13 protein-coding genes and 1 pseudogene are annotated in these 14,710 nt (G+C 58.1%); 4 read left to right on the top strand and 10 right to left on the bottom strand.

The features are described 5' to 3' along the window. Window positions 1–127: 127 nt before the first annotated feature. The 7 genes from tssH to IFT99_RS03065 all read right to left on the bottom strand — a co-directional run bounded on the left by tssH (window position 128) and on the right by IFT99_RS03065 (window position 8,967). Window positions 128–2,725 (bottom strand): type VI secretion system ATPase TssH, encoded by a 2,598-nt coding sequence (tssH, locus tag IFT99_RS03035; RefSeq protein ID WP_192130387.1) that lies wholly within the window; start codon window positions 2,723–2,725, stop codon window positions 128–130. Beyond that, window positions 2,722–3,792, bottom strand: a complete 1,071-nt coding sequence (tssG, locus tag IFT99_RS03040; protein WP_192130388.1) for a type VI secretion system baseplate subunit TssG — start codon at window positions 3,790–3,792, stop codon at window positions 2,722–2,724. Before tssG ends, tssH begins: the two co-directional genes overlap by 4 nt. After that, a complete protein-coding gene (gene tssF / locus IFT99_RS03045; protein WP_065988944.1) occupies window positions 3,756–5,588 on the bottom strand; it encodes a type VI secretion system baseplate subunit TssF in 1,833 nt (610 codons plus the stop codon). Before tssF ends, tssG begins: the two co-directional genes overlap by 37 nt. Beyond that, window positions 5,588–6,070 (bottom strand): type VI secretion system baseplate subunit TssE, encoded by a 483-nt coding sequence (gene tssE / locus IFT99_RS03050; RefSeq protein ID WP_065988945.1) that lies wholly within the window; start codon window positions 6,068–6,070, stop codon window positions 5,588–5,590. The genes tssF and tssE overlap by 1 nt, the downstream gene beginning before the upstream one ends. A 27-nt stretch (window positions 6,071–6,097) precedes the next feature. After that, the gene (tssC, locus tag IFT99_RS03055) at window positions 6,098–7,600 is read right to left on the bottom strand and encodes a type VI secretion system contractile sheath large subunit (RefSeq protein WP_065988946.1); all 1,503 of its coding nucleotides are present in this window, start codon (window positions 7,598–7,600) and stop codon (window positions 6,098–6,100) included. A 14-nt stretch (window positions 7,601–7,614) separates the two neighbouring features. Next, a complete protein-coding gene (tssB, locus tag IFT99_RS03060; RefSeq protein ID WP_062387737.1) occupies window positions 7,615–8,148 on the bottom strand; it encodes a type VI secretion system contractile sheath small subunit in 534 nt (177 codons plus the stop codon). Between the two features lie 69 nt (window positions 8,149–8,217). Continuing rightward, complete coding sequence (locus IFT99_RS03065) at window positions 8,218–8,967, bottom strand: hypothetical protein (RefSeq protein ID WP_065988947.1); 750 nt, start codon at window positions 8,965–8,967, stop codon at window positions 8,218–8,220. 645 nt (window positions 8,968–9,612) lie between these two features. Here IFT99_RS03065 and IFT99_RS03070 point away from each other — a divergent pair. Continuing rightward, window positions 9,613–10,149, top strand: a complete 537-nt coding sequence (locus IFT99_RS03070; RefSeq protein WP_206758793.1) for a hypothetical protein — start codon at window positions 9,613–9,615, stop codon at window positions 10,147–10,149. A gap of 55 nt (window positions 10,150–10,204) precedes the next feature. On the opposite strand, the gene IFT99_RS03075 is transcribed toward IFT99_RS03070, so the two are convergent. From IFT99_RS03075 to IFT99_RS03085, 3 genes and pseudogenes are all read right to left on the bottom strand, one after another. Further along, window positions 10,205–10,765, bottom strand: coding sequence for an HD domain-containing protein (locus tag IFT99_RS03075; RefSeq protein WP_192130390.1), 561 nt, complete (start codon window positions 10,763–10,765; stop codon window positions 10,205–10,207). Window positions 10,766–10,770: 5 nt separating this feature from the next. Further along, a pseudogene (locus IFT99_RS03080) lies at window positions 10,771–11,108 on the bottom strand (immunity protein Tsi6 family protein). Between the two features lie 32 nt (window positions 11,109–11,140). Next, entirely contained in the window at window positions 11,141–11,404 is a 264-nt protein-coding gene (locus IFT99_RS03085; RefSeq protein ID WP_192130391.1) for a hypothetical protein, read from the bottom strand. A 199-nt stretch (window positions 11,405–11,603) separates the two neighbouring features. Between IFT99_RS03085 and IFT99_RS03090 the strand changes: the two genes are divergently transcribed. The 3 genes from IFT99_RS03090 (at window position 11,604) to IFT99_RS03100 (ending at window position 14,658) form a co-directional block, all read left to right on the top strand. Next, window positions 11,604–12,332, top strand: a complete 729-nt coding sequence (locus IFT99_RS03090) for a hypothetical protein (RefSeq protein WP_192130392.1) — start codon at window positions 11,604–11,606, stop codon at window positions 12,330–12,332. A 618-nt stretch (window positions 12,333–12,950) separates the two neighbouring features. Further along, window positions 12,951–13,619 carry a hypothetical protein gene (locus IFT99_RS03095; protein ID WP_192130393.1) on the top strand — a complete coding sequence of 223 codons (669 nt, stop codon included), beginning with the start codon at window positions 12,951–12,953 and terminating at the stop codon, window positions 13,617–13,619. Between the two features lie 307 nt (window positions 13,620–13,926). Further along, window positions 13,927–14,658 (top strand): hypothetical protein, encoded by a 732-nt coding sequence (locus IFT99_RS03100; protein WP_197985823.1) that lies wholly within the window; start codon window positions 13,927–13,929, stop codon window positions 14,656–14,658. The last annotated feature ends 52 nt before the right edge of the window (window positions 14,659–14,710 follow it).

Genomic DNA, 14,710 nt, shown 5'->3' on the forward strand with positions numbered 1-14,710 from the left:
AGGACGGTCAAAAGGGTCACGCGGGTGGCCCAGCTGGCCCCGGCGTAAAGACGTTCCCTGTTCTGCATATTCATGACTGCATACCTATGAATGCTCGATCAATCCAGCCAACTCCCTTCCAACCCAATCAAAGCAAGCGGTAGGCGAAACCGCCGTCGCTGCCCAGTTCGATGTGCAGGCTCTGAATCGGTTTGTCCTGGGCCATGCGTTCCAGCACGTGCTGGGAGAGTTCCGGCATGAGGGTCTTGGACAGAATGTTGTCGATGTTGCGTGCGCCGCTGTCGACCTCGGTGCAGCGCGCCGCGATGGCCTTGACCAGCGCCTCGTCGTAACCGAGCACGGCTTGATGATTGCGCTCGAAACGCTTGCGAATACGCTCCAGCTTCAGGGCAACGATGCGCTCCAGAATCTCGTCCTGGACCGGGTAGTACGGCACGATGGTCAACCGCCCGAGGAAGGCGGGCTTGAACACCTGGTTCAGCTCGTCGCGCAGGTCCTCGACGATCTCGTCCGGGGTCGGCTGCTCGGTGGTGTTCAGGCAGCGCTGCATGATGCGATCGGTACCGGTGTTGGAGGTGAGGATGATCACCGTGTTACGGAAGTTGATCTCGCGACCTTCGCCGTCATCGAGCACGCCTTTGTCGAATACCTGGAAGAACAGCTCAAGCACGTCCGGGTGGGCTTTTTCCACTTCGTCCAGCAACACCACGCTGTAGGGTTTGCGCCGCACCGCTTCGGTCAGCACGCCGCCTTCGCCGTAACCGACATAACCGGGAGGGGAACCCTTGAGGCTGGAAACGGTGTGGGCTTCCTGGTACTCGGACATATTGATAGTGATGACGTTACGCTCACCGCCGTACAGTGTGTCGGCCAGCGCCAGAGCGGTTTCGGTCTTGCCGACGCCGCTCGGGCCCAGCAGCAGGAACACGCCGATGGGCTTGTTCGGGTCTTCCATGCGCGCGCGGGAGATCTTGATGCGTTTGCCGATCTCCGCCAGGGCGTGATCCTGACCCAATACGCGCTCCCCCAGCAGTGCCGGCAGGCGCTGAACGGTGTCGATTTCGTTGCGCAGCATCTTGCCCAGCGGGATGCCGGTCCAGCCGGAAATCACCTCGCCGATGGTGCCGCCGTCGACCAGTGCGTGGACCAATGGCTGCTCGCCCTGAACGTCTGACAGCTCGGCACGGACGGCGGAAATCTCGCTGACATCAGGGGCCTCGACGCTGCCCAGGTCCGCGAGTTTTTTCACCAGATCCAGCTCACGCTGCCACTGCTGCTCCAGGGTTTCCCGAGTGTTCTGAACGCTCTGCAATTCCTCGTTCAGCGCAGCCAGACGGCGTGAGTGGTCGCTGCCTTTGGCGGCTTCCTGCTCCAGCACGGCGATCTCGGCCTGAACGTTGTCGATCTGGCGCTTGCAGTCTTCCAGCGGGCCGGGCTGTGCCGACTGCGCGAGGGCCACGCGAGCACAGGCGGTGTCGAGAACGCTGACGGCTTTGTCCGGCAACTGACGCCCGGTGATGTAGCGGTTGGACAGGCGCACGGCCTGCACCAATGCTTCGTCCATCACCGTGACCTTGTGGTGCTCCTGCATTTTGCCGAGCAGGCCACGGAGCATGTAGATGGCTTTGTCTTCGTCCGGCTCCTCGACCTTGACCACCTGGAAGCGGCGGGCGAGGGCGGCGTCTTTCTCGAAGTACTTTTTGTATTCAGCCCAAGTGGTCGCCGCGATGGTGCGCAGCTCGCCCCGGGCCAGCGCCGGCTTCAGCAGGTTCGCGGCATCGTTCTGCCCGGCCTGGCCACCGGAGCCGATCAGGGTGTGGGCTTCGTCGATGAACAGAATGATCGGGTGCAGGCTGCGCTTGGTTTCTTCGATAACCGACTTCAGGCGATTTTCGAACTCGCCCTTGACCCCGGCGCCTGCTTGCAACAGGCCCAGATCGAGGGTGTGAATCGCCACGTCTTTGAGCACCGATGGCACGTCGCCCTGGACGATGCGCAATGCCAGGCCTTCGACCACGGCGGTTTTACCGACGCCGGCTTCACCGGTGAGGATCGGATTGTTCTGCCGGCGACGGGTCAGAATGTCGACCATCTGCCGCACTTCGAACTCGCGGCCCAGCACCGGATCGATGCGGCCGTCGCGGGCGCTCTGGGTCAGGTTGATGGTGTATTGATCCAGCCCCGGCGTTTTGCCGTTGCCCTGAACGGTGCGGCCATTGGCGGCTTTCGGGCTTTCCAGCGGACTGGCCAGACCCGATTCCGGGCTGCCTTCCACCAGCGCCGCGAGGTTGACCCGCAGGTCGTCGGCGTTGATTTTTTCCAGCTCTGGCGCGGAGGCCACGACCACACGGTGCAGCTCGTCATCGTCCAGCAACGCCTGAATCAGGTAACCGGTGCGGATCTGGCTCTGGCCAAACTCGATGGACGCCAGGACCCAGGCCTGCTCGATCATCCGCGTGATGTGCGGCGACAACGCCGGCGTGCGCGTGTTGCCTTTCTTGAAGGTGCCGAGGGCGGTGACCAACTGCGCCTGCAAGCGCTCGGGGACCACGTCGTAGTGACGAAGGATCGCTGGCAAGTCGTTGTCGTTGTTTTCCAGCAACTGCAGCAGCAAGTGCTCGACTTCAACGTCGTAATGGTTTTCTGACAAGCACAGGGCGGCAGCGCCTTCTGTGGCTGTGCGACTGGTTTCGTTCAGTTTGGCGAACAGCGACTTCAGGTTCACAGTGAGACCCCATCAAAAGGAATATGGAAAAGAGCACAACGGGCCGGCTCGACATCGGCGCCCGGACGTTTCAACCAGCCCAGCCACCCCAGCGCGACGTTGCCCTGACGGCCGATCTTCGCCAGTGGCACCGCCTCGCGCTTGAGCGTCGGCGCGATCTGGAAATCCAGGTGCGCGCCGATGTAAAAACGCACCAACTCCACCAGCTTCTGGTAGTCCTCGGTGCCGGGCTGAAAACGCTGGTAATCGGCCAGCGCCAACGGGCCGATGTCGAGGCGTACGGTGGACTGGTAATCCCAGACCCGGTTGCCGACCACCGCGCTCTGCCCGAGGGCGGCGTTCTTGCGGCCCAGCTGCGTGCATTGGCTGACGTCGAGCTTCAGCCAGCGCCCGGCGAATTGCCGGACCTTGAACGGCAGCGAGAAGTAAAAGCTCAGCATCACTTGCAGGTTCAGGGCGTTGCGCGGCTTCTGCGCGAACATCCCCGAGAAATAGCTGAACAGCTCACGACGCAGGGGCGAGCCTTCAGGGGCGAACTTTTGCTTCTGCGCCTGCGGGCCTAGGCCCACCAGATGAAGCAGGTAGCGATCGAAGTCCGACGTGCCGTTGCGCTCGTACTCGATGTAAAACTTGTACTTCTGCCAGGCCTCGTAGAACAGCGTGGTCATGCGATGGGAAAACACGTCAAGAAACGCGTGGGCGGCGTCGTCCCGGTACTGAATATGGCGTTCCAGCAACAGCTCGGTGTACGGGCGCGGCAATACGCCGGACGGCCCGACCAGACCCATGAACGTCACCTGCACTTCGGTCAGCGGCAGCCCGGCCGCAGACACCTTGCCCTCGCGCTCAAACTTCAGGTCGCTGACTTCGCTCGCCGGAAAATTCAGCGACAGCTGCGAGCGAAAGCGCAACGGGTCTTCATGGGGCCGCGTCTGCAGGTCCATTCGCCCGTTCCTGCTGTAGTGCAGGCGGAGCAAACGCACCAACTGAAAGAATTCGAATCGGTGCGGCTCAGCCCGTGCCTGGTCGATCAGACCAGGGGTTGATCGCCGGTTCGCGGGGGCCATTGGACCACTCTCTTTTCGCGCTGCAAGGTGCGCAGGGTTAATTGGGTAAAGCTGTTGATCGAGCAGTACTGGCCGAAGAAATGGTCGAGCACCATGCCGAACAGAAACACGCCGCTGCCGGTGTATTGGCTTTCATCGAATTTGAGGGTGATGCCCACGCCGCGCACGAAGTTCGGACGCGGGTGGCCGATCCGCGCGACCACCGGCTCGCTGCTCACCGAGACAATGCCGTTGATCTGCTTACGGATCGCCGAGGTGTTGCGGTAGTTGTAGAGCGACAGCAATTCCAGCAGCACGTCGCGGCCTTTGCTCACCAGCGACATGTGGTTCAGCGACAGGTGCGAGACCAGGCGCCAGATGACCCCGTTGCCCAGTGGCACGCGCACCGATGCGGTCGGTTTGCGCAGGCAGCGGATGTCGTCAATGACCGAGCCTGCCGGGACACTGAAGTCCCCGCGCGCGCCGCCGAAGGGCAGCAGTGAAGGCAGGTCGCGGTTGCTGCAGGTCAGGCGGATACTCAAGGTATCGCTGGCCGAGTTGATCAGCTCCAGGTCCCGGTCAACCACCCGAATGAACATGTCGGTGCCGTCCCGTTGCCGGCTCTGGGAGGGGCGTCGGCGGGCGATCCAGAAGCTGTTGCCCGGCCCCTGATCGGCGCGCGGCTCGAAGAACGGATGGCAGCTGGTGACCTGCTCCAGCCCGCCGACTTTCTTGACCCGGCGCACCTTGTCGATGGACACCACCTCGGCCGTGTTTTGCATGCGCACGTCCGGAATGATGGCGTATTCATGCTGAGCATGGGTCAGGGTGATTGGCTCGGCCTGCTGGCGGAACAGGTTGATGATCGGCGTGCAGTTGAGCTTGAAGTTGGCGCGGCCGATGTTCTGCGTCAGGCGCGCCAGGCGGTCGTGCAGGTCGTAGTCGGAGAAGTAGAAATTGATCTCGACTTTGCCCAGCGCCTTGCCCGCCAGAATGCGACCGAAACCGGACAGGTCGAAGAACATGAACTTGTCCGGGAAGGTGAAATATTCGTGCAGCAGCCGGTAGCCGAGAAACGAACGCTCCGAGTAGTCCACCAGCCCCTCATCCAGACCGTAGCCGACCGCCTTCAGCGCGTTAGCCGGCAGGGCCACTTCGCGCATACGGCCTTCGTCTTCGAAGGTCAGCGTGGCCTTGGCCAGGTTGTTGAAGAGCAATTCGTACAGCTGCAGCATCAGTGTGCTTTCGCCGTCGAGGAAGAAGCGCAGCGAGTCCAGCTCCATCTGCCCGAACAGCACGTCGGAGGTCGCCGTCAGGCCGATGCGCAGACGCGCCACCAGATCAGCACTGTGGCCGTTGAACGCCGAGCGTTCCATTTCGACAAACGAAGCCTGCTGCACGCTGATCGGCCACAGGTCGACCGGGTAGCACGTACGGAACTTGCACACCACGCTGTCGATGGGCGTGGCGTGGATCTCGGTGTGACGCGCAACGCGATAGGCCTCGGTGACCTTCTCGTTCTTGCCCAGGGTGAACTCGACGATGGACATCGACGGGGTAGGGCGCAGGTAGTGCGGGTACAGCACCTCAAGGAACGACTCGACGATTTCCGGAAACTCGTCATCGAGCTTCTTGTGCACCCGCGCCGCGAGAAACGAAAACGCCTCGATCAAGCGCTCGGTATGAGGGTCCTCGCAGTTATCGCCCTCGATGAGCAACCGCGAGGCGATTTTCGGGTACTGGCTCGCGAACTCCTGGCCCAGAAAGCGCAGGTGCGACAGTTCCTTTTCGTAATAGGGGAGCAGGTCGTCGAGCATCAGTTGAGGTTCTGTACTGTGTATTCCTGGGTATTGACCTGCAACACCGCGTCAAATGAAACCTGACGGGAGATGTCTTGCAGGCGCAGTACGGCGTCCACGCGAAAGGTCAGCATGCGTTGGCCGGTTTGTTGTGCGAGCAGTTGTACCTTGACGCTGCGAAAGCGCCGGTCGCCGTCGGAAATCGCCTTCTCCAGCTGCTGCTGAATCAGGTAACGGTCCTGGGGGTCGAGCACGCTTTTGCTGGTGAAATCGGGCATGCCGTAATCGAGGATCGTGCCGGGCAGTTGCGGGAAACCGGCGAGCTCGCCAGCCACCAGGGACTGACGGGTGTTCACCAGGATCTCCAGGTCACGCACGATGCTGGCCTTGTAATCGGCCAGCGAACACAAGCGTTGCGCCGAGGCTTCAACGGACTGGTGCGGACGGTCGTCCAGCAACCGGTCCAGCAGTGACGGCAACAACTTGTGTTGGCTACTCATGTTGCCTCCCTGGCAGACCCGGACCGGTTAACCGCGTGTGGATTGCGGCAGTTCTGCGACCAGTCGCAGCGACGCCGTCAGTTCATCCAGTTGGTAGTGCGGACGCAGGTACGTCACCGCTTTGTATACGCCCGGCTTGCCCGGCACTTCGAAGACTTCGGCGCGGGCTTCACGCAGCGGGAACTTGGCCTTGGCTTCCTGGCTGGCGGTGTCGTCGAGCAGCACGTAGCTGGACAGCCACTTGTTGAGGAACATCTCGACGTCTTTGCGTGAAGCAAAGCTGCCGACCTTGTCGCGCATGATCGCTTTCATGTAGTGAGCGATGCGCGAGGTGGCGAAGATGTACTGCAACTGCGCCGAAAGACGGGCGTTGGCGTTGGCAATGTCGGTGTTGTACTGCTTCTGTTTCTGGGTCGACTGGGTGCCGAAGAACGCCGCGTAGTCGGTGCCCTTGCAGTGCACCAGCGGGATGAAACCGAGGTCGGAGAGTTCTTTCTCGCGGCGGTCGGTGATCGCGATTTCAGTCGGGCACTTGAGGGCGATTTCGCCGTCATCGGTCTTGAACGTGTGGGTCGGCAGACCTTCCACCAGACCGCCGCCTTCAACACCACGAATCGCCACGCACCAGCCGTAGCGGGAGAACGCGTCAGTCACGCGGGTGCCGAGTGCGTAGGCAGCGTTCATCCACAGGTATTTGTTGTGGTCGCGGCCATCGACGCTTTCGACGAAGTTGAATTCTTCGACCGGCGTGGTATCCGGGCCATACGGCAGCCGACCCAGCACGTGGGGCAGGGTCAGGCCGACGTAGCGGGAGTCTTCGGAGTTACGGAAGGATTTCCACTTGGCGTATTCGACGGTGTCGAAGATCTTCGCCAGGTCGCGCGGGCCGGACATGTCGGTGAACGAGTCCCAGCCGAACAGCTCGGGGGACGCGGCCGAAATGAACGGCGCGTGGGCAGCGGCGGCGACGTGGGAGATCTCTTCGAGCAGGTACATGTCTTCCGGGTTACGGTTGAACTCGTAATCACCCAGCAGCATGCCGAACGGAGCGCCACCGAAGGTGCCGTACTCTTCTTCGTAGATCTTCTTGAACAGCGCGCTCTGGTCGAATTCCGACGAGGCCTTGAGGTCACGGACCAGGTCTTTCTTCGAGGCGTTGAGCAGGTGAATCTTCAGCGTGGTGCTGGTCTCGGTCTGGTCGACCTGGTATTTCAGGCCACGCCAGGAAGCTTCCAATTGCTGAAATTCGCGAGCGTGCATGATCTCGTTCATCTGCTCGGAGAGCATTGAATCGATCTCGGCGATGCGCGCATCGAGCACGGCGATCAGGTCCTTGCTCGGCGTCATTTCGCCTTCCAGCACCTGACCCACCAGCTCGCCGATCAGATCACGGGTGCGGGTGCGTTCGGTTTCGGAGCGGGCGACACGGCTTTCGGAAATGATGCTGTCGAGCAGCGAGGACTGCGGGGCGAAGTTTTCCACTTCAACCAGATCAGTGTCCTGCTGGGCCACGGTTTGTTTGTCGTTCATGGTCGTGCTCCTGCTTACTCTTTGGCGTCGGTGGCGGGAACGGCGGCTTCACGACCGAATTCCTTGCCCAGCGTTTTCAGCTTCTCGGTGTTCTGCAACACGTCCATCAACAGCTCTTCCAGCTTGTCGTTGCCGCCCATCTTGTTGCGCAGGTCGGCGAGCTTGTTGCGCACCTCCAGCAGCTTGCGCAGAGGCTCGACTTGCTTGACGACGTTCTGCGGCTCGAAGTCTTCGAGGGCGTTGAAGTTGAGCTCGACGCCCAGCTGCGTGCCGTTCTTGGCCAGCGTGTTATCGACGCGATAGGCCAGGCGCGGCTTGATGCCTTTGAGCACGCCATTGAAGTTGTCGCGGTCAATGAAGATGAATTTGCGATCCTTGAGCTTGGGCAGCGGCTCAAGGGGGTTGCCGGAAAAATCGCCCAGCACGCCGACGACAAAGGGCAGCTCTTTCTTTTCCTGAGCATCGCCGATGTCGACGTCGTAGGTGATGTGGACCCGAGGGGCGCGAACGCGGTCGAGTTTGTGCTGGGTACTTTCCTTCTTCGCCATCGTGTTCTCCTGTGCGAGCAACTCGCTGCAAGTCATTTTGCGTGTCGGCTCGACGTTGAGCCGAGTGCTTTACAGTCCTTCGATCGTCATCAGCAGGCGCTGACGAATCTCATCTTTCATGTCCATGATGCTGTCCTGGCCCACCAGTTCTTCAAAACTGGCATTCCCGGCAATCTGCGTGCTGCTGCGAATGACCGAGTCGTCCGGCAGCGTCGAGCGCACCGGTGAGCTGATCACGCAGAACGGCAGGTCGCCAAAATCCTTCAGTCGCTCAAAACTCACCGGAAAACGCAGGCCGTCGAACAGACGCCCCAGCCCCGGTGATTTGCTCACGCAGTAAAACAGCACCAGGTAGTGCACGACGAAGCGGTACAACTCGGCGCTGCTGCGATTGGGGTCTTTGATGACGCTGCGAAAGCGCGCCAGGTCAAAGGAGTTGAAACCGATCACCCAGCGGGTCGGGCTGGTGATGCGGATGGTCTGACCGCTGTCGGCCAGGACCTTGTCGTATTCCAGCGGAAACAGCTCGGGCGTGGTGCTGATCAGGTTCAGCGGCACTTCCATCTCATTGACCAACTGGAACGGAGACGCCGAACCAATCCTGTCGTACAGCTCTTTGAGTTCCTTGAAGTGATGCTGCGTCTCCCGGCCGCTACTGCGCTGGGCACCCTGCAGGTACTCACCGAACAGATTCTGAGGGCGAATCAACAGCGCCAGCGTGGCCAGGTAATCGGACGCCTGTGCTTTGAGCACGTCGGAAATAGCCCGGGTCTGGCTGCGCAGCTTTATGAGTGCTTCTACGTCAAACGTTTGAGTCATGGGTACATCGTCCCTGAACCTTTCTCAACAATGCGGCGAATGCGACGAGACAGCGTGAAGAGATACGCGTTGCCCGGCTGGCACACCTTCTCGAGAAGCAGTCCGGATGAACGTCATCCCGAAAACTCGCTGCGAAGATTAGACGCGTGAAACGTGGCCGAACACCGATAGCTAGTAGCCAGCAGTGTCAGCTCAGGCAGTTAATTGTGTGGGAAAGTTCCTACAGACGCGAAGTTTTTCTCAGATTTGATACAGGCCGCAATGATGCTTTATGGCCACTACGGGCGCTGCGGTGGGCTTGGAAATGGCTCCAGGCCTTATGGTTAAAGGGCTGCAGGGATTTATTGGATCCCTTTGGCGCGTGTAAAGAAAAGGGCGGAAAGGTGAACCGGTTCACCTACTGATCTGAACTAAGCGGGCAACTAAGGAAAACCGATGCAAAAGAGCTTTGCTGGAGCGGTGACGAATCTGTGGTTTTTTGTGCGGCGTCTGGATTTTCTCGGGCGCGGGGTGGTGTAGTTTGCCGGGGCGTGGCTTGGGTCGATGGCTTGGGTTGAGCGTCGTTGGTGTGGAAGGGATGTATCAAGGGAGCGGGTGATGGGAGTGCGAGGTTGGTTGAGGGCAGTGCTGGGGCGCGAGGGGCGGGTGGAGAAGAGCGTGCCGAGTTCGAATTCGGCGTCAGCTTCTGTCGGCGGCGAGGAGCGGGGGCAGGAGGAGCCGTCGTCGCGGGTGCAGCAACTTCTCAGCGGGTTGCCGGTTTGTCAGGCGCCTGGTGCGTTCGCGCCGCCGCCGCCCGTTTGTCCTTCGGTCTGGGAAAGAGATAAGGCATTACTCGCCCGGTATCACGCCTATGTGGACGACGCCGAGAAGATTGGCTGGCGAGCGCTGCCAGACGCTTCTCGGGAAGAGGGACGTCAGCTTGCAGCGCAATGGCGGTCCAGGGCGATCGACCTTTCCAACGCCAAAGCCACCGAGCAATGTGACGGAATTTACTGGTACTTCCAGAGCGCAGCCATCGCTTCACTTTATGCGGACGGGCCGGAATCGGAAGCCTTTGCCCGCTACAGGAGGGACGCGGAATCGTATCGGGGATGGAGCAGGGTGGGCGGTCAGGTGCAGTTGTTTGATGAGTATGTGACCGTGATTGCGTCTGGCGCACAGCTGAGGCAGGGCGCCGAGTGAAGGGCTGACTGGTTGACTGTTTCCCGCGGGAGTGAGCTTGCTCACGAAGACGGCATCAGATGTGTTTGCGCGGCTCATCAACGTACAAGGATTTGTAGCGCGCCATGGCGTCCGTCAGCCGGCGATTCAGGTAATCATTGGTATGCCCAAGCGCTGCCAGGATCTGCGCAGATTCCTCGTAATAAGACGCGCGCTTTTCCAGCGACCACGTCGAGGGCGCGGATTGGAGATTGGTGATCCGGTCGCACAACTTGATCGCTGCCGCTTCCCGGGAATGCGCGGCGATCGCCTGGAAATAGCGCTCGTCCGAGAACGGCACGATCAGGTTCTTGCTCAGGCAGGCGACAGTCGATGCGACAACGGCGCCGAACACTTCAGCCAATGCCTCCTCCGAGATCGCGGTGTCCTCGATCACGTCATGCAGAAGCGCGGCAGGCATGGCGATGGCCAGATCACCGATGTCACTTACCCGGTCCGCAAAAATCAGCTCGTTGGCGACCATCGCAACATGGGTGGTGTACGGCAGATTCGACCCCTTCATCATCTGCCCGACGTGGGCGTGGGAAGCGAACAGCCAGGCTTTGTTGTAGAGATGCTGCAGGTCGGTGGACGTCAATCAATTCACTCCTGAGATGGGGGAGATGGGCGGTGAAGGCTTTCCAGGGGTTGGCCGTCGGGGAGCTTGATTTTTAAACCACGACCGATCTGGATGCCGATGTAGTAAGCGATGCCGAGTGCATGGGCAAGCTCCGGATCCGTCTCCTCGAACTCCTTCCCGTCCCACGCGCCAATGGTCAATTTGTGCAGACGGCTCTTGTCTTTTTCGACGCCAGCAAGATGTTTCTGATGAAATCGAGTTGGATCAGCGAGCTTGCGTAAAGGGGGAACGCTGGACACGATGCCTCCCTCAGGCGGGTGATCGCAATGGCTTCGTCGATGTAGTCGATGGCTTTTTTCAACTGCTCGTTTCCCTCAGTTGCGGCGGCGTTTGCTAGATCGCGCTGCCTCGGTTCCAGCCTGGCTTTTGCATCAGTAATTCGTCCAGCTCTTGCCGGCGGCAGCGGTTGACGAATTCAAGCGCTGAGGCGAGGTTGTGCTGGAAGCGTTCGAACATGTGCGCGTCAATTGCGTAATATTCTTCGTAGTCCGCTAAGCCGCTGCTTACGGGGAATGATACGTAGAACTGGCCTGAGGTTTCCTCGATGCCTAGTGAGAATCTCTCTTCTCGGTTTGCGTAAGTGTCGATGAATGTCATCGTTCGTAGGGCTCCAGTTTGCTTGCTAAAGCAGCTTTAGCGCTGCCTCATTTTGCAATATCTCGTAAAGCTCGCTGCGCAAAGCTTTACACAGGTCGGTTGTCGTTGAGCAAGGCGGTGCGAATGAGGTCGAGTTTTTGTCTGGTCAACCGTCAGTGATCGACGATGAATGTATGTGCTTATGGGCTAGGGAACGGTAATGATTGATGAGCATAATCTCAAGAAGGTCAGTTGGACATTGCTAACATTCCTTTTATCCATGATGGCCCTAGGTCCATCAAATCTTGAATATTTCTGGCATCTGTATCTCGTGGTGGCGCTGCTGGCGATTCTGTGGACTCTCTACCTGGTTTATTTTTGTGAAAGATTTACCGCTTACATGATTTCGCTGGTCGTGGCGTTTTTAGGCGCGTTTTGTTTACCAGTCTGCTCGGTCGCGTATCTCGCTGCAGGAAGCATCTGGGGCAAAGAGGGGCTTCTGCCCTTATTGCTAGGGTGCGCCCCGGTTGGTATCACGCTGCTGATCTACTATGTACTGGCCAAAGGCAGACCATCCTTTCATCCGTTCGAATATAACGGGCTAAAAGTCCAGCCGAGGTATCAGGATAGGCAGCGATCAACTGCCTCGTATAATCCCGTGTTAGTTGCCGGAGCTACAACCTTGGCGGCAAGTATCACTATAAATTCACTCGGCCATTTAACTGCTGCAATGGTCGCTATGGTTGGATTGCAGGCGTTTTGCATCGCCGCGTTGTTTCACGCTCGGCACATCATCAGGGGGCTACGTGCGCTCCGCCTTCAAGAACAATCAATGCCTACGCCCTACACGTTCATGCAAATTGACCAAATCCGCGAAGCGCGGAGGCGTTGGTATTTGAGCAGATGGTTCACGTCGATCGCGTCTTGGAGGGCGTCGAAGGATGACTGATTGCTCAATGATTCGTCTCAACTTGGTTTGGTGGGTATCTCGCGTCGCTGATTTGTGAACGGTTATGGCGACGGAAACGGCGCGTGTGGGTTGACGTCATCCGATAGCCCGGCGGGATGGAACCGGAAGGCAGTTGCAGGGCAGAAGCCAGTGCCCATTCGCCGATGGGTGCGCGTCTAACACATTTCGACAATCCAGAGACCGTTTGGCTGCGCAGTCTTCCTGCAACGAGGCGGACTGCTGGAACTCCCAAGCACGATACTCAACGCTGCGCAAAATCGACTCACCGGGTTGACAGCGAGATGCTCAAAAGTGTCTCCTTTCTCGCGGTGACGCCTGTAACGATTCTGAGACTGTGACCTCCTTCGCAGTTTATGCGCTGCGAAGATATGAGAGGTCCGACTTCCTGAATACTTTTCGCAGCCGGTTGCAAGGCTTGGAATTCAACTACGGGGACAGTTGCCGCCGATTGCAATTTTTTTGTTCGAAAAGCTATCGCTCGCTACAAGCGTTGATAGAGCGACCGGGAATTCATCATTAATGTGCGGATTGGAGTTATCTGGTTCAATGAACACGATGTATGATCCAGACCCGCGTACAATCAAACGAGGTCCCCTATTGACCTTTCTGTTTGTCGTGGGCGCAGGTGCGTTTGGGCCTGCTAACTTTCCTGAATGCACTTGGCTATATTTCGGTTTCGTGGCCTTATTCTTTTTATATATTCTCTATATGATTTACTGGTGTGAAAGTTTCACCTCTTTCACGCTCGGCATGTTTTCGTCATTTGTATTCTCATTTGGCGTCGCTGCGGCGGGTCTAGCCCATGTCGCGCTTGTCGTAGATTTGCACGCTTCGAGATCCCAGGCTGCCGTTGCAAATATAGGGCTCGTGGCGTTGATGGGATTGATCTACGCATTTGTCTATTTTTCTCCTCGTAAGAGTTTTCCTTTTCAACCCGATGGGAACAAGGTTTCACGTGTCGCTATGCGAAGCAGTCATTACAGTCCCGGCCTCATTGCAGGTGTTGGTACTGTGGTATCAGCTCTTTTGATCAACTCTGTGTCATCACTGACGTCTAGCGCCGTCGCTGTGTTGGGCGTCTTTTTTTGCTGCGTTGCCCTCATGCTTTATGAACGTGATGCGATTAGCGGCCTGCGCACCCTCCGTTCTCGGGAGAAGTCCATGCCTGCTCCATTCACCTTCAAGCGAATCGACGAGATCCGTAAAGCCCGCAGCCGTTGGTGGATCAGTAGATTGTTCAAGTGGATTGGTTCCCGGCACCAGTGACCAGCTGCATGATTAAAGGTAATTCTGCGCACGCTGAATTGTCTCTTCGCGTATTCACCCAAGGGGTAAAGGAGATTTACATGATCATGCACCTCGCATCGTTTCTCGCGCCGCAGAACGTACAGCTGATCGCGTCCAGGCTCTGCCAATCCGAAACCGCCGAGTTGCGCGCTGTCGACAGACGCAGGATCTCTAGCCAATCAAAGTCTGTGCTTGAGGGTATGGGTTGGGTTGGAATATTTATTGATCCATGGGTTGAGGCAAACCGATAAAGAATGCGTTGAAGCGTTGAAAGGGATACTGGCTGATGATTTTGGACTCCGATTATCTCAAGCACGGTGCTTGGGTCTCGTTTATCGCACTTGTCTTTTCCATGGCTATCGGGCTCTCTGCGGTTCCGCTCTTCTGGCCAGCCTATATTCTGGTTTTTCTCTTGAAACTTAGCTGGTTTCTCTACCTGATCTATTTTTGTGAGAGGTTTACATTTTATTTGTGGTCAGTCCTAGCCAGTGTGCTGAGCTTCTTGATCATACTAGCAGGCAGTGCCGCTTGCGCTTCCGCTGCCGACGTGTGGGGCCCGGCAAGTGCCGAGGCATTCATTGCAGGATTGTTACCCGTGGCTTTAGTATTTTTTACTTATTTTATAATTGCGCGCACAAAACCGTCGTTTCATCCGTTTGAATACAGTGGAAACAAGGTAAAGGTAGTGCCGAGAATTAGTCAGAGTAAGTCAGCAAGGTATCCGGCTGCGTTGTTGGCTGGTGCCTCCACATTAGTCGCGAGTATCTTCGTCAAAATCTTTGGGGTACCCGCAGCGGGAGTTGTTGGTGCGGTAGTCCTGACGACCTGCGCTTTAGTGATTCTTTACCACCTGCGTCATTCAGTTAGAGCGTTGCGCACCTTAAGCATCAAAGAAAAATCCTCATCAGCGCCCTACACGTTTATGGAAATCGACGAAATTCGCCAAGCACGCAATCGCTGGTGGATCAGTAGATTGGCTAGATTGGTTCGGTCTTGCAGAAAATCACAGGATGATTGAAGACCAAGTCAGCTTGGTGTAATGGGTTGTTAGGCGTCACTGATTCAGAAGC

It is taken from the genome of Pseudomonas sp. CFBP 8772, from assembly GCF_014841665.1.
In the GTDB taxonomy this organism is placed as follows: Bacteria; Pseudomonadota; Gammaproteobacteria; order Pseudomonadales; family Pseudomonadaceae; genus Aquipseudomonas; species Aquipseudomonas graminis_B.